The sequence below is a fragment of the Streptomyces sp. NPDC001351 genome (assembly GCF_042896045.1).
In the GTDB taxonomy this organism is placed as follows: Bacteria; Actinomycetota; Actinomycetes; order Streptomycetales; family Streptomycetaceae; genus Streptomyces.
This window is the reverse complement of the sequence record NZ_JBIAWS010000024.1, coordinates 28,347-46,885: the sequence shown is the minus strand read 5'-3', so window position 1 is coordinate 46,885 and position 18,539 is coordinate 28,347. Positions and strand designations below refer to the sequence as shown.

Below are 18,539 nucleotides of genomic sequence, written 5' to 3'. Positions count from 1 at the left end.
GGTTATACGCGGCAGCTGTCGATGTGGGTGACATCGCGGAAGTCGGCGATGACGGGGCTGGCCATGGATTCGCGGTAGACGACTACTGCGCGGCCGTAAGGCCAAGTGGTGTCGTTGGAGAAGTCCTGTGCGGCTTCGGAGCAGCCGTCGAACATCAGGCCGCGGACGTTGTCGGTCCAGTTGGCGTCGTCGTGGTAGTCCTGCCCCTCTGGGTACGTCCCGGGGCCGAAGGTGACGAACATGGTCTGCGCTTTGGGGTTGAAGGTCACAGTCACGCTCTCGCCCAAGTACTGCTGCTGCCCCTGAAATATGGAGGCCGTGTCCTTGACCAGACGTCGAGCGGCGGCCCTCTCCGCAGATGTGGCGGGCAGCCGGGCGGCGTACCATTCGTCGACGGTCGGCTGGGCGCTGTCGCTGCGGGTGTATGCCGGTGACGGGGCGCCAGCTTGCGGGTTTACCGACGCGAGTTGTACAGCGGAGACGGATGGCGTGGGGCTGCTGCCTCGACGGCTGGGGGAGGGCTTCGCCGTAAGAGTAGGGGTACCGGTTATCGCTGTCGGCCGGCTACTTGGTGCAGAAGCCTGTTCCCGTGAGGCATGGGATGACTGGGAGGCCGCGACAGTGCCGCCGAGACCACCCAGAATGGCAGCGGCCGCGCCAACGGCCAGATACAGCCGGGCACGGCTGCGGCGTGACAGTCCAGGCCAGGAGGGTTCGTCTTCGGACGGCAGATCCCAGTGCAGGCTGACCAAATCGGATATCAGCGTAGGTGGCTGGTGGCCGACCGGGGAGATGACGGCGGTTGCCTGGGCCGCGAGCAACGTGGTGCAGACGTCTTCGAGTTCGGCGGCACTCGGCCGGTCGGACGGCTTCTTGGACAGGGCCTGTTCCACCAGGGGTCTAAGGTCAGCCGGTATACCCTCCAGATCCGGCTCGGCTGACATGACGCGGAAGGCGACAGCGTCCGCAGCGCCGCTACCGAAGGGAAGACGGGCGGTCGCGGCGTAGGCGATGAGGGCTCCCCAGGCGAAGACGTCGCCTTCCGGGCCGACCGCGCCGGTTCGGTAATGCTCGGGGCTGATCCAGCCCGGTGTACCGGTCATCACTCCGGTGCGTGTGAGGGAAGTGCCGTCCAGGGCGTGGGCGATGCCGAAGTCCAGCACCCGCGGGCCGGACGGGGCCATGATGACGTTCTGCGGTTTCACGTCCCGATGGACGATGCCCGCCGCGTGCACCGCGGTCAGTGCGGCTGCGGTGCCGGCTGCCAGCGCGTACAGATGCGCTCCGACCAGGGGGGCGTTGGCCGCCAGATGTCGATCGAGGGTGGGGCCAGGAATGAAGGGCGTAGCAAGCCACGGGGTCGCAGCTTCGGTGTCGGCGTCATGGACCGGTACCAGACATGGCCCTATGACCCGCTGCGAGAGCTGTACTTCCCGCCGGAAGCGAGCACGGAACTCATCATCCGCAGCCTGCGCCGGATGGACGATCTTGACGGCCATCCGCTCTCCTGCCGCGCTGAGCGCGGCATACACAGTGCCCATGCCCCCAGCGCCAAGTCGTCCCACGATGCGGTAAGGACCTACACGGCGTGGGTCGCCCTGCTGCACTGGCTGAACACGGCTGGACACGACATTTCCCCCTGGTGATCAACGGCGCACATCGGGCCGCAGCAGGATCAATCGTATCGTCTGCCACACTCTGAGCTGGTTCGACTGCTACAGAACTTGTGGCGGAGACGCTCCTTCGCATGGGGCAGGATGGGCAGCGTAAGTAGCCGCCAAGGTAGCCATGGGGAGGTGCATCCTGCGTGTTACGCAGGTGATAGCGCTGCGGAGACTCTCCCCGGCGCACAGGCCGACCTTCCGTCCACAGCAGCCAAGCCGCCCGTCCCCATCCCCCAGACCGAACGCCTGCCGACCCGGCCGAGTCGGCGTCGAGGGGCTGAACGGCAGAGCCGAGAGCCACGGCATCGACAGTGCCGACCCCCGCTGACGCCTCGCCCACGGCCGCGTCGGGGCGGAGTCCTTCCCGCCGACCCGGGTTGTTCCGTACGGGATCCAGCTCAAGGCCGGCCGGCCCGGTTGTTCCCGCCAACGCGGGGGCCGCACGCCCGTCGACGGCTCCAGTGCGCAGATCGCACCGCAACGACCCCCCAAACGCAGGCGAACAAGCCGCTCAACGGCAGCTCCCGGCCCCGCCGACGTTCGGGCATCCCATCGAACAAGCCCCGGAAACCAAAGATCCCGCCCGATCAAGAAGATCAGACGGGATCTCGTCAACTGCTCCTGAGCCGACTCAAGAACAGTCGTGTTGACCAGGACGCGGTCAGCACAGGGGAGGGTGTTCCCCCGTCATGGCCGGTCAGCCGACGGTCAGGGTGAAGGGGCCGCCCAGCACCGAGTAGCCGTCATTGGCGAGGTAGTACACGTCATACGTACCCGCGCCGCTCAGTTTGCCGGTCGAAAAGGTCAGGGCGCCGCTGGCGTTGGGGGCGTAGGACCAGGTGAGGGAAGCCTGCTTGCCGGGGGTGACGCCCGTCGGGTAGATGCCGATCCAGTTTTTGGCGCTCACCTGGGAAGGCGACGGCACCGAGTAGCGGAAGGTGACGTTGCCGCCGCTCGCGACCGCGTTCAGGTCGCCGGTGAGCGTGGGGGTGGTCGCGGTGGACGGCGCGAACGCGGCGTTGAGTGGTGTCGCGTAGGTGTCGTTGGCGGTCAGTGGGGGCAGACCGAGGGCCGCCTCGATGGTGCGGCCTATGCCGTAGTGGTCGTAGTGGATCGGGCTGCTCGTGCCGGCCGGGACGGTGCCCTGGGAACCGACAACGGTGGTGACGATGTGGTTGTAGGCCTCGCCCTGGCTCTCGTCCCACGTCAGAAGCAGGAGCGAGCGCTGCTGGGTGAAGGCCGCAGAGGCGAGGACCGGCGCGAGGGTCTGCTTCAGCCAGCCGTCCTGGGTCTTGAGGCTGGTGGCATTGCCGTTGCCGGAGGCCTCTCCATCGTAGTAGTCGTCGGCGGCGATCCAGGAGAAGTCCGGGGTGGTGGCCGCGGACTTCAGGTCGGTGGTCAGCTGCGTGGTGTCGAACAGGTGGGCCGCGCAGCGGGAGGCGTTGCCGCTGATGTCGGTGTAGTTGATGAAGGGAGCGTCGTCGGGCTCGTAGTAGCTGTCGTGGTCGTTCTTGGTGTTGCAGGGGGTACCCATGCCCTGCTCGTAGGCCTTCCAGGTCTTGCCGGCCGCCTCCAGGGTGTCGCCGAGGTTGCGCTGAGGCGAGTTGATGTTGGGAAAGTACGTGGCGCCCTTGGCGTAGGTGTCGCCGCCGGCGATGGCGAGGTAGTTCTCGTCGCTCGGGTGGTAGACGCCGTGGAAGTCGGTGAGCGTGGCGCCCTGGCTCATGAGGCTGTGCATGTACGGCGTGTCCGCCGGGTCGTTCATGACCTCGGAGTAGTCGGTGTTCTCCATCATGACCATGAACACGTGGTCGTAGCCGGGGACCTTGGAGACCGGCGGGGCGGGCGGGGCCGGCGCGTCGAGCGGGGTGTCCAGGGTGAGGGCGAGGTTGTCGAGGTAGCCGGTCTCACTGCTCGTCGACAGGAACTGCACCTCGACCTGGATGGAACGGGTGCCGGCCGGGACTGCGCCGGTGGTGCTGCGCGAGAGGAACTTGGTGGCGAGGCCCCGGTCGCTCGCGGAGACCGTGGGCAGCTTGGCGACGGGGCCGATCGGGTGGCCGCTGCCGTCGTGGAAGTGGAGGCTCACCGCGGCATAGCCGCCGTAGGTCGTCCAGCCGCCGAGCCAGCCGGAGAGGTCGTAGTGCACACCCCCGCCGTCGATGGCCGAGGCGGCCGAGGAGACGTCGACGGTCTGCGTCATCGCGCCGTCGCCGAAGTTTCCGGGCCCGAAGAAGGCCTTGCCCGGGGCCTTGCCGTCGCTGGGGTACCCGAAGGCGGCGACGGAGTGACACATGACGTTCAAACCGCCGGCCTCGGTGGTCCAGCCGGGGACCGCAGTGGCCGCCGCCCAGTCGCCGGTGCAGTAACCGCCGCTCTCCGCATCGCCGTTGACGATCAGGTTGCCGCTGATTCCGGCCGCCCGGGCGGGGGAGGGAACGACGACGATCAGTGCTCCGAGGAGGGCGAGAAGCCCGCCGAGGGATCTCCAGCGCAGTCGCATACTTGGTACCTCGTCCCCTTTGGTAAGGATGCCGTGCGGGACACGCCTGCACGGCCTGAAGGTGCGCAACGAACGGGACATGACTACTGGTTGTCGCTGTCGAGCGGAAGAACCCCGCCCGAACTTGACCAGACAAGTTCACGGCGGATGAGCCTTGATCGCCGCGCAGGCCATGACGGGATCTCTGGTCGCCGTGGAAGGTGCACGCAACCGACCAGGCCGCCAACCTCAAGACGACGGCCAGGCGGGACGGGCGGCCCCTCGTCCCTCGCACCGCCTTTACCGCGTGGCTGTGCACGCGACAGGGGACTCTGGCCCACTCCATGCGAATGCGCGACGTCAGGCGCCCGCAGCCGGGGCAGGTCCTCTGCCGGGCCGTACTCAGGGACTCCACCCGGACGACCCTGCCGGTCCATCTCATGCACGCTGGCCGACGGCACCGCCGGGGCCCGCCTGCACCCGTACGCCGACCGAAGTGGACGGGGTCCCGAATTCCGGGAGGGGCCTGAGCGGGAACCCGCTGGCCATCGGGGTGAATGACAGCGTGTCTGCAACGGGTTCAGCAACCGTAGTCCGCAGCCGTTCAGGGTATGTAAGAACGCTGTCACCCTGGGGAAAGGGGGTGCCATCGTTACCCGTAGTCCTGCGCCGCCTCGGTTTCCTTCCGCCCTGGGGGACGTCCTTGAAGGCTAGGCGGTGCTTACTCATGAACCGCACCATGCATTCCTGCAGGTCGGCGTACTCCTGTGCGGTCCCAGCCGCATCCCCTGATTCCCCACGCCATCTGGCGACGTTGCCTCGGACAGTGAGGGGTGTGGGGGTGGTCCTCGCCCAGCACCAGCACAACGTGCTCCAGCAGGCCGTTGAACCCTTGCGCGGCCCCGGCTGCATCTCCCGCCCGCCACTGCCATAAGGCAAGGTTGCTTCGGGCGGTGAGAGTGGTGGGACGGTCCACGCCCAGCGTCCGCTCCATGTGGCTCGAGCAGGTCGGCGTACGCCTGCGCGTTTGGCTCCGCACCTGAACCGCTCAACGGTCCCCAGGGGCGTGCTGGGGTGTTGTGGAGCGCTTCGCGGCGTTGTAGGGCGTGCGGGAGGCTCCCGCGAAGAACAGAGTGTGCTCCCATACGCCGGGAACACACAGCGGGCGAAACGTCTGCGGTGGTCGGAAGAGCGGCAGGGGCATTGCATGTTCGGGATCGGTCCGGTTCGCCGGTCTCGTGCATGATGTGACGTCATGTCCCGGCCTGGGCAGGGATGTTCCCCGGGAAGCAGAACAGGCACGGCGCCGATGATGATGTGGTTGTCGAAGACCCATGAGAACCGAGCGAGACCGTGCCTGCCCGAACATCGTCACCCATGCGCTCCGGGCTGGGACAACTGGCCCTCCCGAACCTTCACGGCACCCCACAGGACGCCGCTGACCTGCGTCGGTTCCTGATCTGGGCGCCTGATCCACGCGGCCATCGAGGACGGCGGTATCCGACGCTGCCCTTGTTGTGTGCGGCCGCCGCGGCCGTGCTGGCCGGCGCCCGCTTCCCTTGATTCTTTTCCGACATCGAGGCGATCAGCACGGCCACCCGTTGCGGGCTATCTGAGGGACGCGTCGGTGGTCCCGCACCATGCCCTGCTGCCCGAGGGCTTCTACGACGGTACGGGAGCCGCACCGTTTCCCGGCTACGAGTAGCGACGATTGCGCGGAGTTCCTCGCGTGCCTGCTCGATCCGTTCCTCCAACGCCTCGTACCACTGCTCGCCCTGCGCGCCGCAGTTGTCCCGGATGCCGTGCTTGAGGTCGAAGGTGTTGGCGTTCAGCTAACGGACCATGCCGAGCCCCTGGTCGACCTGCCTCCGCAGCTCACACGCGAGTGGGACAGCTGTGCCACGGCGTCACGTATCTCGGTGCGCGCGTCTGCTCAGATCGACGGCCCACGCCGCAGGGCGGCCCGCACCGTCGGATCGCGCAGCACCGACTCGGCGAAGCCGGCGGGCAGCGCTTCGAGAGCCGGAACCGGCCAGGTCGGCCAAGCCCCCTGAACTCCACCCCGGCTGCCAGCACCACCTCGTGCCCACGAGCCTTCAGCTCAACGCCGAGCACCACGAACGGCTGCACGTCACCGCGCGAACCAATGGTCAGCAGGACGATCCGCGTCGTTCTCCTCGAGTCCGTCACTCCGCCGGACGCGCGTCAGGCCGGGGTCAGCGTCAGGTACCGCTGCTGCCAGAGTTCGTACAGCTCGGCACGCACCTCGTCGGGGACGACGCCGGCCTCCTTCGCCAGCTCGCCGACGGTGCGCACGCCGTCCACGACGCTGAGCAGCGTGAACAGCTCCTCCGACACCCTGGTCACCGGAGCTCCGGCGTAGTCCAGGAAGATCTCGTGCCAGGCGGGACCTGCTGCGGCGGCCCCGGTGCCGAGCCGGCGCGCCAGCCTGGTCACCGGCCGCAACCGGGGAACGAGTGTGTCCAGGTCGGCCGATGGGGCCGCCGAACGCCGGCGCACCAGGAAGTCCTCGACCACCAGGTAATCCAGATCGGTGGTGAGGAAGCACGTCACAACGTCGTCGATGGTCTGCACGATCGGCTCTGCGTTGTTGTTGAAGGACGTGTTGAGCAGCACCGGTGTCCCGGTGCGCTCGCCGAAGGCCGCGACGAGCCGGTGGAACCGTTCGTTCGCGACCGGGTCGACGACCTGCACTCGCGCGGTGCCGTCGATGTGGGTGACCGCGCCCAGTTCCGGCCGGCGCTCCTTGCGGACGGGAACCACGTAGGACATGAAGTCGTAGTTCGCCTCGGTGGCGGGCAGGTCGAAGTAGTCGGCGGCGGCCTCCGCGGTGACCACGGGCGCGAATGGCCGGTAGCTCTCCCGCTGCTTCACCATCGCGTTGATCCTGGTCTGGTTCTCGGCCGGCCGGGCGTCCGCGATGATGCTCCGGTTGCCCAGCGCCCGCGGGCCGAACTCCGAACGTCCTTGTGCCCAGCCCAAGACCGCGCCGTCGGCCAGCAGTCCGGCCGCGACCGGCACGATGTCCTCGTGCCGCTCGAAGTCGAGCACCGCATCCCACGCGCCCAGGCGGTCGCGGACCTCCGCCTCGGTACCCAGTGCGGGGCCTGAGCTCGCGGTGCGGGACCGGCGGACCGGCCGGGCCGCACCGCCGAGCTGGTCGGCCGCGAGGAAAGCGGCACCCTCGCTCGCGCCGGCGTCGTGCGACGCCGGGTGCACGAACACCTCGCGGAACAGCCCGGAGCGCAGGATGTTGCCGTTCAGGGTGGAATTGTGGGCCACGCCGCCGCCGAAACACAGCCGGGACAGGCCGGTCGACTCGGCCCAGTGCGTCAGCACGTGCAGCACGATCTTCTCCAGCGCCTCCTGGGTCGCGGCGGCGAGGTCCTTGTGTTGCTGGGTGAACGGCTCGCCCTTGCGGCGCGGCGTGATGCCTCTCGCGAGCATCGATGGGCCGACCAGGTCGGGCACCGTCATGTTCGGCAGCAGGTTGTAGTCGCCGTTGTCGCCCAACAGGTACAGCGAGCTGAGGGCGTCGCGGAAGGTTGCCGGGTCGCCGTAGGGTGCCAGGCCCATCACCTTGTACTCGTCGCCGAAGCCGTAGCCGAGCAGCTGGGTGGCGTTGAGGTAGAGCATGCCCAGTGACTTGAAGACCGGGTAGTCGGCCAGCTTCTCCAGCTCTCCCCCGCCCGCCCGGTAGACGGTGCCGGAGTTCTCCTCGCCGCGGCCGTCCAGGACCAGCACCAGCGACTCCGGCATCCCGGACCGGGCCACCGCCGCTATCGCGTGCGCGTCGTGGTGCGGGGTGAAGACGAGCTTGTCGTCGCTGAGATCCCAGTCGAACTCCTCGGCGAACCACTGCTTGATCAGCTGGCGGCAGTACACCGTGGGCACCTTCGGGTGGACGGTGTAGAAGAAGTTGAGCGTGGTGTCGACGAAGTCCTCAGGGAAGTAGTACGCCACGCCGTCGAGCTGGTCGACTGTCACCCCCGCCACATCCAGGCACGCGCGGATCGCGTTGACCGGGAACTTGGTGGTCTTCTTGATCCGGTTGAACCGTTCCTCCTCGACGGCGGCGATCACCTCGCCGTCCCGCACCAGACACGCAGCCGAGTCGTGGAACACCTGGTCCGGCAGGAGGGGAACCAGATCCGAGTCCCGCGCGGAGAAGTTTCCGCTCAACCCGAGCACCAACATCGTGACCACCCCAACTCGTCGTTGACTTGACTACCCGCCTGCCGTCAGGCTGCGGCCCTGCCGGACCACGCCACCGAGTGGATGCGGGCCCTGAGAGTTCTGCAGCAGCCTAAGCGGGACGGATAGCGGATGAATATCGCCGACGGCTGGACCGGACGCGCCTGGTCAGGACGACAATCCGTTGCGCGGCAGCGGAAGCCGATACCGCAGGCTCAGGGCTCCCGGTGGCGTCCGTGGCCGGCAGGGTGGCCATTCAGGCGATCCGCACGGCCCCCGCTCTCGAGGCTGCGGAGCTCGGCCTCACCGAGTTCGGCAAGCAGTTCGGCGCGCAATACCCCGGCGCGGCCGATGTATGGCGGAACGCCTGGGACGAGTTCGCCCCGTTCCTCGACTTCCGCCCGAGCTTCGCAAGATCGGGTACACCACCGACGTGATCGAATCCATCACCTTCCGGCCAGCGGGAAACACCGGCTGGGGGCGAGCTCAGCCGGCGTAGTCGGCCACGTACCGATCGAGTAGCCGATCGAGGTGGCCGGCGCCGCCCGGCAGGACGGCGGTCGGCAGCAGGGTCCGCAACCGGGCGGTGGAGACCGTCGTGCGCACCGGCGGGGCGTCGACGACCTCGAGCCGGGCCGGCACGCCCATCCGAGCCCGCACCCCGGCGGCGATCTCGGTCACCGGAACCGGTGTGCCAGAGGCGACGTGCACCACCTCGCCGTGCACGCCGGCCGCCAGCAGACCGTCCACAGCGGACACGACATCGCGCACGTCGACCAGATCTCGGTAGGTGTCCCGGTACAGTCGGACGGTTCCCGAACGCACCTGCTCGACGAACGCGGGCAGCAGTTGGTGCGGCCGCTGTCGTGCGCCGACGACGTGCGCCAGCCGCAGCACGAGCCAGTTCGCGCCCGAGTCCGCCACCTGTCGCTCCAGCCCGAGTTTGTGCCACCCGTAGGGCGAACTCGGCGAGATGGGTTCCCGTTCCTCCACGATGTGGTCGGTCGAGCCGTACATCGCGTGCGACGCGGTCGACAGCACCACCGCGGTCAGGTTCTCTCGCAGGCAGCGCTGCGTCACATCGGCCATGAGTGCCCGCTCCCTGGCGTACTCCGCCGGATCGGTCACCCGTATGCTGGACACACCGGCAGCCACCACCACAGCGTGCGGGTGCCGGTCGGCGATCGTGCTGAGGTGGCTTGCGATGAAGCCCCGGCCGATGACGAGCATCACTGTCCTCCGGACACGGTGACGACGCGAGCCGATGCCCTGATGGCGTCAAGAAGTTCGGCGGTGCGCAGAGTGTCGGCGTTGGACGCCGCTGCCGAGTTCGGCACGCCGGCTCGGCGGGCTCGGACCTCGGCGGTGAAAGCAGCAGCCGATCGGGCGAACTGGTCGGCGGCCGGCGTCACGATCTCCTCGGCATGGTCCTGTTCATCGATGCGCAGCACCGGCTGGTGGGTCGCGGGTGGAGTGAACGCGCGCTCCAGCAGCAGCTGGGCGGACGAGCCCCACAGCCGGTAGCGGGAACCGTAGCTGTGCCGGAAGCCGAACTCGGCCGTCACGACCACGTCGCCGGTCGTGAGCAGCACGCTGCCGGACACGTCGACTCCGGTGACCGGATCCACGTGCAGCACCGCGCCGGCGACCTCGATCTCGTTGCCGAACAACAGTTGTGCCGCCCGGATCGGGTAGACACCGACGTCCAGCAACGCCCCGCCGCCCAGTTCGGGCCGGTATCGCACGTCGGCGACGGGAAGCGGCGGGAAGCAGAACGAGCTGGTGAAGTGCCGAGGCTCGCCGATTCGACCGGCGGTCACCAGCTCCCGCACGACGGCGTGCACCGGGTGGTGCAGGAACGTGAAGTTCTCCCGCAGCACGAGGTTGTTCACTTCGGCCAGGCGCACCAGATCAGCGGTGTCGGCGGCGCACGTCGTCAGCGGTTTCTCCGCCAGGACGTGCTTTCCGGCCGCGAGCGCGGCCGCAGCCCACTCGTGATGGAGGGAGTTCGGCAGCGGGACGTAGACGGCGTCGACGTCGGCGCGCTCCAACAGCGCCGCGTACCCTTCGATCGGCTCGCCCCCGAACCGCTCTGTGAACGCCGCGGCCCTGGACCGATCCCGGCTCGCGATGGCCGCGACCGACACCCCGGCCGTACCGGCCAGAGCAGGTAGCATTCGCCGCCACGCGGTGGATGCCGCCCCCAGCACACCGATCCGCACCGTCGCCGCCGGGTCGAAGTCCGCTCCGGGGACGGGTTCCGCGAGAGGCCGGACCATCAGGCGCCCCCACCCGGCGCGACCGGACTGTCGTCATCGAGGCGAGCCACGAGGCTGTGCAGGCACGCCACCAGAGTGCGGGCCTGCACGTTCACGTAGTGGCTGTGCCGTAGCAACCCGACGATCTGGGCCATGGTCATCCACCGGTGCCGGGCCGGTCCGGCACCGTTCGCCACCACCGGGTCGACCTCGACGATCACGTACCGGCCACGGGCGTGGTAGAACCGTCCGCCCTCCTCGGAGAGTTCGGTCTCGAACCGGATCCGGTCGGCCGGCGCGGCCAGCACGTCGTCCAGGAAGGGCGGCCAGGCCTCGGCCGGCAGGTGCTCGTAGCTGTCCGGCGTGCACTGCACCGTCGGCGCCAGCTCGACGAAGTCCAGATGCCCCGGCTCCACCTGGGCGCCGACCAGTATGTGCAACACCCCGGAGAACCGGGCGACCAGGAACGCCACGACGCCGAGCCCGTGCGGGGCGATGATCGGCTGCGTCCAGCTGTCGATCTCGCGGCCCCCGCCGTCCACCGCGACCGCGCGGATGTCGAAGAAGACACCCGTGTCGTGAGTGATCCGGTCGGGCAGCCGGCGCCAGCCGCGCACCTCGCGCAGCGGGATCGGGGTGGCCTCGACCTCGCGGCGGGACCGCAGGTCGGTGATCCAGCTCAGGATCTCGCCGTCGGTGTGCAGTGCGCCCCACTCCGTTCCGATCGACCGCACGAGGGCCGACCGGAACCCGGACGCGCCACAGCCCAGCTCGCCCACGAGGTTCGGTCCGGAGAAGGACAGGCAGGACAGCACCGTGCGCGTGTTCATGTTGACCAGGTGGTCCTCGGTGAGCAGCGCGTGCACCTGGCCCAGTGACAGCCAGCAGAAGCCGGGCAGCACCTCGACGTCCGCGGTGGCCTCCACGACGATGTTGCGGTTGCGTTTGCGGTAGAACCACGAGCCTTGCTCGGACTGCAGCACGTCGGCGAGCACCGACTGCGGTGGCGCGGACAGGAACATGTCCAAATAGGGCACCGATCGGCCGCGGTGTACTGCGGTGTAGTTGCTCCGCGTGGCCTGCACGGTCGGGGACAGTTGCAGCACGTTGCAGTTGCCCGGCTCCATCTTGGCCTGCATCAGGCAGTGCAGCACCCCGTCGAACTCCTTGACCAGGATGCCCAGCACGCCGGTCTCCGGCTGATTGATGATCGGCTGCGACCAGCTCGCCACCGGGCCGTGAGCGGCGGCCACCGACAGGCCCTCGACGGCGAAGAACTTTCCGCTGTCGTGCACCAGGTTCCCGGTGTCGTCAGCGAAACGCCAGCCGACCAGGTCGGCGAAGTCGATACCGGCGACCGTGGTGGTCCTGGCCACGGCTAGCTGTTCGGCGAACCAGGACCGGAAGTCCGGTGTGGCCGTCACGGTGCCCTGGGTGGACAGTGCTGATCGGACGACACGCAGCGCCGCCGACGGGTCGTGGGTCCGAAGTAGACCACCGGGGGTGACCTGGGATGCGGTCATTCGGACTCCTTCGTGGATACCCCGACCTGCAGGCCGGGAAGAGAACGAACTTCTGCGGAGCAGGACAAGAAACGGGGTTCACCCGGAGGGCGAACGAGCGTCGTGTGCGTTCGGTCAGCCGCTCCGGGGCGAAACCAGGCTGCGGACCGGCCTACCACCGGGCCGGCGGGGATGAAGACTGTGGAGCTCGCGCAAGACCGATGGCCGGCACTCCGGCCATCGCTGTGAAAGCGGGTCGACAACGGGCCGTGAAGCAGAAAGTGCGACTCGCGAGGGTCGGATCTCCCTGCAACAGCCAGGAGAGCGGTCAAGGTTCCTCCAGTTCCCACTGGGGAAGGGCTGCCACCGGAAGCCGTCAGCGCCGGGTGACGGCGTGCTTCTCGATGACGTCTGCGGCGGCGGCCACGCCTCGATCAGCGCGCACCGCCGCCGCCAGCGCCGCCGCCCGAGTGGCGATCGCCGGATCGTCGATGGCGGTTCGCACGGCGGCGGTCAGCCGGTCGCCGGTCAACCGGGAGAACGGCACCGGCTGCGGTGCGACGCCCAGCGTGGCCATCCGGCTCGCCCACACCGGCTGGTCTGCATAGCAAGGTACGACGACCTGTGGCACGCCGGCGGACACCACGGCCGCGGTGGTGCCCTGGCCGCCGTGGTGCAGTACGGCGGCGGCGCGGGGTAGCAGCCAGACGAAGTCGGCGCTTTCGGTCCGGATCGCCTCGACGCCGGCGGGCAGCGGGCCGTCCGGGCCGCCGATGACCACCAGCCGGTGTCCGGTCGCCGCCGCTGCCGCCACGCTCGCCGCGAGCAGGCCGGGACCGTCCACCGCCCAGGCGCTGCCGAAGGTGGCCACCAGCGGCGGATCGCCGCGTTCGACGAACTCGGTCACCTCCGCCGGATTGTCCCAACGCACGTTGTCCGACCAGTACCCGGTGATGTGACAGTGCTCCGGCCAGTCTGCGGGCGGCGCGAACACGTGCGGGCTGAACTGGTACAGCAGCGGCCGGGTGACCCCGTCGTCACGGAAGGGTGAGCGGAGCCCGAGTCGCGGCAGCCCGGCGGCGGTCCGGCCGCGGTTCACGCTGGGCCGGTACACCAGCCACTCCAGCGCGCCCATGGCCCGGTGGGTGAACCGGTTGTAACCGCCGCCCAGCGACAGCTCCGGCGCGCCCAGCGCGGGCCACGCCGCGGTCTCGGTCACCGGCCAGGACGCGACCGAACACCACGGCACATCCGGCCGGGCCAGCGCGCCGATCCGGGTCAGCGTGGTGTTGACGACCATGTCCGCGCCCTCGCCGACGGCCACCATCTCGTCGATCAGGGCCTGCTGTTGGGCACCGGTCAGCCGTGGCGCCGCCAGGGCCATCCGGTATATCGACGGCCCACGCCGCAAGGCGGCCTGCACCTTCGGATCGCGCAGCACCGAGTCGGCGAAGCCGGCGGGCAGCGCTTCGAGAGCCCGGAAGCCGAGACCGGCCCGGTCGGCCATGCTCCTGAACTCCGCCCCGGCTGCCAGCACCACGTCGTGCCCACGAGCCTTCAGCTCAGCGCCGAGCACCACGAACGGCTGCACGTCACCGCGCGAACCAATGGTCAGCAGGACGATCCGCATCGTTCTCCTCGAGTCCGTAACTCCGCCGGACGGGCGTCAGGCCGGGGTCAGCGTCAGGCACCGCTGCTGCCAGTGGTCCTCGCCCGTCGATGAGCTGACAGCCCGCCCGCTATCGAGCAGTCCCGGCCAGGCCGAGCCTAGGCGGGACGGATAGCGTCCGGATATCGCCGGACAGCGGAACCCGGCAACCACGACACACCAGGCATCTCGTGTTCGCCGCGAAGTGCTCACTCGTCTCGCCTTAGAGGTCGTTTTCTCCCGTTGTTTCATCCCGGGATGCGAATTTGATCCGTTGATGTCGCGTCGCGTCAGGAGATGGTGTTCTCGCCGGTGATGCGGCGGGCCATCAGGTCGGTCATGGCGAGATGGATCATGGCTTCGGAGCGGTGCGGGTGGGTTTCGTAGTCGCGCGCCAGACGGCGGTGGAGCATCAGCCAGCCGTAGGTCCGCTCGACCGTCCACCGTTTCGAGATTGGGGTGAATCCCCGGGGCCCGGGCGCGCGTTGGACGACTTCGAGGTCGATGCCGAGGGTGGCGGCCTGCTCGAGGAGGGTGCGGCCGGCGGTGGAGTCCTGGACGCCTGCCGCGGTGACCAGCACCGCCAGCAGCAGGCCGAGCGTGTCGGTGATGATGCTGCGTTTGCGGCCGACGATTCTTCTTGCCCGCGTCGATGCCCTGCGTCCTGGCGGACACGGAGGTGGAGGTCTTGACGCTCTGGGCGTCGATCACACAGGCCGAAGGGTGGCGGTTCTTGCCTTCCTGCTGGCGCACCAACTCGCGTAAGAGGCAGCTGAGCTGGGCGAAGATGCCGTCGGTCTGCCATTTGGCGAAGTAGCCGTAGACCGTCTGGTGGGGCGGGAAGTCGTGCGGGAGGTAGGCCCACTGTCAGTCGGTGCGGTCCACGTAAAGGATCGCGTCATGATCTCGCGCAGGTCGTGCCGGCGGTGCAGAAGTCGACCCGGACGTCGCCGTCCTCCACGACGAAACGGCCCGCGGCCCCGCAGGTGCCGCATTCGGCGCGGCCGCCGCGCAGCACGATCAGGTCGAGGTGGCACATCGGACAGGTGCCGGATTCGCCCAGGAACCGGACCTCGTCGTTGGGCAGGCCGAGCTGCCCGGCAACCGCGCCGCCCAGCCGCTCGGCACGCAACACAACCGCCGGGTCGGTGGCTAGGCCGCCCAGGCCGCCGGGGGTGGGGACTCCCATCTGGTCGGCGACTGCCATGTGCAGGGGGAAGGCCAGGGTGTGCAGAGTTGGCAGGGTCAGCGTGCGCCAGTGGGGCGAATTCCAGACCCTCCTGGTCGCTGAACATGACCGGGTCCCCTGGCTCCGGGACGCCGTGCAGGCGGATACTCTCGGCCGGCTCGCCGCGCAGCTGGGCCTGACGGTCGGTGGGGATGAGAGCTTCCAGCTCCGCGAGGGTGTGGGCCGGTTGGAGGGTGCGTGCGCTCCAGCCGCTGAGCGGGGGGATGATGCTGACGACGGCTTCGACCCGGCGGTCGGTGCCGGCCGTGAAGAGGGAGTTGGCGCCACCGATGCTGACGCCCCACGGGGCGATGCGGTCGGTATCGACGTCCTGGCGCGGGGTCAGATGGGTGATGACGCCGCGCAAGTCCCGGCACTGCTGCCAGGGATCGAACTGCTGACGAGGCTCGCCGTCGCTGTAGCCGGTGTTGCGGTGGTCGTAGATCAGGCAGGCCAGCCCGGCGTCGGTGAAGCCCCGGGCCATGGCGAGCATGGATTCCGCGGGACCGCCCAGGGCGCCCTGGAGGGTGGCGAGGGCAGGGCGTTCGGGGTCGTCGGCGGGGCCGAACAGTAGGCCCCCGCAGGGGCAGTTCCGACACGTGGAACGAGAGTTCTTCGGTGACGGGCATTGTTCTCCTCGTGGTGCGGCTCGTGGCGGGGAGGCGGCGATCAGGTGTGGCTGACGGGGAGGTCGTCGGGCAGGAAATCATGTCGGCGGCCCGCGGGTCGGCCGAAGCACGCAGGATGGGGAAGACCGCGGCGCGCATTTCGGTCTCGTACTCGGCCACGGCCTCCGCCACGGGTGTCTCGCCGTGGGCGGCGCTCCAGGGCCCGGGCGAGAGCCACCGCGTCGCGCAGTGCCGTGTTGGCGCCGGAGCCGAACGAGGGGGCATGGCGTGGATCGTGCTCTTCGGTCGCCGCCGCCCGCACGAACACCGCTGGGCCCAAGCGTAGAGTCTGACTCGCCTCCTGCAGATGTAGAGGAAGGGGTGTGGCCGACAAGGCGACAGCGTCACCGGAAACTGTCCGAGGCAGACTCGGCCCTCATGATCCGGGACGACCTGACCACCGACACATACCGATCCGAGATGGATTGAGGGTCCACGAATGAGGCTCCCGAACACGGAACACACCTCCCGGCCCTGGCGCATTCACGAGATCGCGGGCGACTTCAAGCTTGAGGATGTGTGGGCGTTGCCGACGCCCGGCGGTCCCGACGACCTCGGACGGCTGGTGCGGCAGATCACTGCTGACGGCGAGTCGGACTCCCGTATGGTCCGCACCCTGTTCGCGATCCGCTGGAAGCTGGGAGCACTGCTGGGTTGGGACAAGCCCGACTCAAGTGTCGGGGCAAGGGTGCAGACGCTGCGCGACCGGTTGCCGACGGACCTTCGTCACGCGCCACCCGGACCGGACATGAGCGAGGGTCCGGTTGTGTTCACCTCGGTCTATCAGACGGACAACGAGTGGGCGGCCGAGTTCGCCAACCTGACAACTCACGGGGTGATGCACATCGGCTGGGTCCCGGACCAGGCCGGCGGCTACCGCGGCCAGATGGCCGTGCTGGTGAAAACCAACGGTTTGTTCGGCAGGCTCTACATGGCCGCGATCGCGCCGTTCCGGCACCTGGTGGTGTACCCGATACTGATCCGATCGATCGGACGCGACTGGCAGACACAAGCCGGCGATCCTCATGCGGGTAGGCCGAATCCGGCATAACGGCGCCAGCGCCTCACAAGCGGGACAAAGGCCGGCTGACCGGAATCCTGGCCGCCTCCGGCTACCTCGAACCAGCCATCAGCTGAACCCGCGCCACTGTTCACCGGGGCGCACCCCCACCCGGAACCACCTCACGGACCCCGGCGACGGCATCGCTCCACCCACCAACGAGAAAAGGTGCCTCCCTCAGCGACTTTCGTCCCTTGGCCATGTCCGTGTAGTGGTGTAGCCGGGTCGGAGTACAGCGGCTGGGGCAGCTGCGGGTGGGCGAAACCGTTCGGCACCTCCGCCCGAACGGCTGCCCGACCCCGCTCAGCTCTTCCGCTCACCCAGGACACAGAATTCGTTGCCCTCCGGGTCGAGGAGGGTCACCCAGTGCTGCTCGTCCTGCACGGTGTCGGCGCGCCGGGCACCGAGGGAGAGCAGCCGGGCGACCTCGGCCTCCTGGTCGTCGGGGCGGAAGTCGGGGTGGAGCCGGTTCTTCGACGTCTTGCCCTCGGGGACGGGCACGAAGAGCAGCCCCGGCATCTGGTCCGGCTCAGGCCGGATCTCGATGATCTCCTCGGATTCGTCAACCACTACCCAGCCGAGAGCCTCGGCCCACCAGCGCCCGAGGGCGATGGGGTCGGAGGAGTCGACGATGATCTGTTCCCACTCGAGTGCCATGGGCGTGAGCATAAACAGGGTCGGCTGGCTGCCAGGGCCGGGGGTGACTGCCGCCGACTGCCGGTCCGGTGTGCGGATTGTGTCCCGCAGAGCCGTGTAGCAGCGCGATGCGGCTGAGGAAGTCCTGTTCCGGCTGCGGCCACCCGAAGGACGCCAGAAGGTGTCGATGGAGTGCTCGCCTTGGTAGCGGCCGAAACCGCTGGCCCCTACGCCGCCGAACGGCAGGCCAGCGCGGCGCCGCGCACATCTCCCACGCTCCGGTGTAGGTGCGCGGCGCCATGGTCCTGCGGAAGATCCGCCGGAGCGTCGGCGACGACGCCTTCTGCGACATCCTCCAGGGCTGGGCCGCCCACCGCCACGGCAACGCGGACACGGCCGAGTTCAAGGAGTACACGGCCAAGTTCACGGAGTACACGGCCGAGTTCACGGAGTACGTCGAGAGCCCTGATCGTGTCTCGGTGCCCCGGGCAGATCGTTCAGCGTGCTGCGGGGCCGGTGGTGTGGCGCAGCAGGTCGCTGCGGAGGCGGTGGAGTTCGTGGCTTGGTTCCGTGCCCAGTTCGGAGACGATGTGGTGGCGGGCCGTGGCGTAGGTGCGCAGGGCGGCGGCGTGCTGTCCGGCTGCCGCCTGGGCGCGCATCAGGCCCGCCGCGAGGGACTCGTCGGAGGGGCGGGCGACCAGGATGCCGCGCAGGAGGTGGATCGCCTCCTCCGCGTTTCCCAACTCGACCTGGGATTCGGCGAGTTGGGCCAGGGCGCTGGCACGCTCCTCCTCCAGCCAGGTCCGCACCCGGGCTGCCCAGTCCCCGTCGAGCCCGGTGAGCGGGGTGCCTCGCCACAGGCCGAGGGCCGCGGCGAGGAGTTCGCGGCGGGTCGTGTGGTCGGTCCGCGCGGCTCTCGCCCGGGTGGTGAGTTGCTGGAAGCGGTGCAGGTCCACGGTGTCCGGGTCCGCGTCGAGCCGGTAGCCGCCGCTGGTGTGCACGATCGAGGGCGCGGCCCGATGCCGGTCGGTACCGAGGCCGAGGATCGGACGCAGCCGGGCGATATAGGCATACACGTTCTCCCGGGCGCGGGCCGGCGGGCGGTTGTGCCAGACCCGCCCGATGAGGATTTCCATGGGCACCGGGCGGCCCAGGTCGAATAACAATGCGGCTAATAC

At 69.0% G+C, this 18,539-nt stretch carries 13 protein-coding genes and 3 pseudogenes; 3 read left to right on the top strand and 13 right to left on the bottom strand.

The genetic code is table 11. The features are described from left to right. Positions 1-2 precede the first annotated feature (2 nt). From ACFY1U_RS48170 to ACFY1U_RS48155, 4 genes are all read right to left on the bottom strand, one after another. Positions 3-1,607, bottom strand: coding sequence for a protein kinase (locus tag ACFY1U_RS48170; RefSeq protein WP_390700495.1), 1,605 nt, complete (start codon positions 1,605-1,607; stop codon positions 3-5). Positions 1,608-2,361: 754 nt separating this feature from the next. Then, entirely contained in the window at positions 2,362-4,167 is a 1,806-nt protein-coding gene (locus ACFY1U_RS48165; RefSeq protein ID WP_390700442.1) for an alkaline phosphatase family protein, read from the bottom strand. Between the two features lie 1,854 nt (positions 4,168-6,021). Further along, positions 6,022-6,336, bottom strand: coding sequence for a glycosyltransferase (locus tag ACFY1U_RS48160; RefSeq protein WP_390700441.1), 315 nt, complete (start codon positions 6,334-6,336; stop codon positions 6,022-6,024). 15 nt (positions 6,337-6,351) lie between these two features. After that, on the bottom strand, positions 6,352-8,358 hold the full coding sequence (locus tag ACFY1U_RS48155) for a carbamoyltransferase (RefSeq protein WP_390700494.1): 2,007 nt from the start codon (positions 8,356-8,358) through the stop codon (positions 6,352-6,354). A 239-nt stretch (positions 8,359-8,597) separates the two neighbouring features. Between ACFY1U_RS48155 and ACFY1U_RS48150 the strand changes: the two genes are divergently transcribed. Then, positions 8,598-8,798 (top strand): hypothetical protein, encoded by a 201-nt coding sequence (locus ACFY1U_RS48150; protein ID WP_390700440.1) that lies wholly within the window; start codon positions 8,598-8,600, stop codon positions 8,796-8,798. Positions 8,799-8,847: 49 nt separating this feature from the next. Here ACFY1U_RS48150 and ACFY1U_RS48145 read toward each other — a convergent pair whose 3' ends face one another. The 7 genes and pseudogenes from ACFY1U_RS48145 to ACFY1U_RS48115 all read right to left on the bottom strand — a co-directional run. Next, positions 8,848-9,591 carry an NAD-dependent epimerase/dehydratase family protein gene (locus ACFY1U_RS48145; protein WP_390700439.1) on the bottom strand — a complete coding sequence of 248 codons (744 nt, stop codon included), beginning with the start codon at positions 9,589-9,591 and terminating at the stop codon, positions 8,848-8,850. Then, the gene (locus ACFY1U_RS48140) at positions 9,591-10,640 is read right to left on the bottom strand and encodes a Gfo/Idh/MocA family protein (RefSeq protein WP_390700438.1); all 1,050 of its coding nucleotides are present in this window, start codon (positions 10,638-10,640) and stop codon (positions 9,591-9,593) included. Before ACFY1U_RS48140 ends, ACFY1U_RS48145 begins: the two co-directional genes overlap by 1 nt. Then, the gene (locus ACFY1U_RS48135; protein ID WP_390700437.1) at positions 10,640-12,142 is read right to left on the bottom strand and encodes an NDP-hexose 2,3-dehydratase family protein; all 1,503 of its coding nucleotides are present in this window, start codon (positions 12,140-12,142) and stop codon (positions 10,640-10,642) included. The genes ACFY1U_RS48140 and ACFY1U_RS48135 overlap by 1 nt, the downstream gene beginning before the upstream one ends. 355 nt (positions 12,143-12,497) lie before the next feature. Next, positions 12,498-13,751 carry a glycosyltransferase gene (locus ACFY1U_RS48130; protein ID WP_390700436.1) on the bottom strand — a complete coding sequence of 418 codons (1,254 nt, stop codon included), beginning with the start codon at positions 13,749-13,751 and terminating at the stop codon, positions 12,498-12,500. Between the two features lie 308 nt (positions 13,752-14,059). After that, a pseudogene (locus ACFY1U_RS48125) lies at positions 14,060-14,738 on the bottom strand (transposase); the annotation flags it as partial. Beyond that, a complete protein-coding gene (locus ACFY1U_RS48120) occupies positions 14,668-14,976 on the bottom strand; it encodes a hypothetical protein (protein WP_390700499.1) in 309 nt (102 codons plus the stop codon). The pseudogene ACFY1U_RS48125 and the gene ACFY1U_RS48120, both read right to left, overlap by 71 nt. Positions 14,977-15,103: 127 nt before the next feature. Then, a pseudogene (locus ACFY1U_RS48115) lies at positions 15,104-15,481 on the bottom strand (alpha/beta hydrolase); the annotation flags it as partial. Between the two features lie 623 nt (positions 15,482-16,104). On the opposite strand from ACFY1U_RS48115, the gene ACFY1U_RS48110 reads away from it, so the two are divergent. Further along, positions 16,105-16,716: a DUF2867 domain-containing protein gene (locus tag ACFY1U_RS48110; RefSeq protein WP_390700435.1), complete on the top strand. Its 612-nt coding sequence runs from the start codon at positions 16,105-16,107 to the stop codon at positions 16,714-16,716. Positions 16,717-17,028: 312 nt separating this feature from the next. Here the strand turns inward: ACFY1U_RS48110 and ACFY1U_RS48105 are convergent, their stop codons facing one another. Beyond that, positions 17,029-17,382 (bottom strand): VOC family protein, encoded by a 354-nt coding sequence (locus ACFY1U_RS48105; protein WP_261680111.1) that lies wholly within the window; start codon positions 17,380-17,382, stop codon positions 17,029-17,031. 236 nt (positions 17,383-17,618) lie between these two features. On the opposite strand from ACFY1U_RS48105, the pseudogene ACFY1U_RS48100 reads away from it, so the two are divergent. Next, positions 17,619-17,783: pseudogene (locus ACFY1U_RS48100) on the top strand (M1 family peptidase); the annotation flags it as partial. A gap of 75 nt (positions 17,784-17,858) precedes the next feature. On the opposite strand, the gene ACFY1U_RS48095 reads toward ACFY1U_RS48100, so the two are convergent. After that, positions 17,859-18,497, bottom strand: coding sequence for a BTAD domain-containing putative transcriptional regulator (locus ACFY1U_RS48095; protein ID WP_390700434.1), 639 nt, complete (start codon positions 18,495-18,497; stop codon positions 17,859-17,861). Between the last annotated feature and the right edge of the window lie 42 nt (positions 18,498-18,539).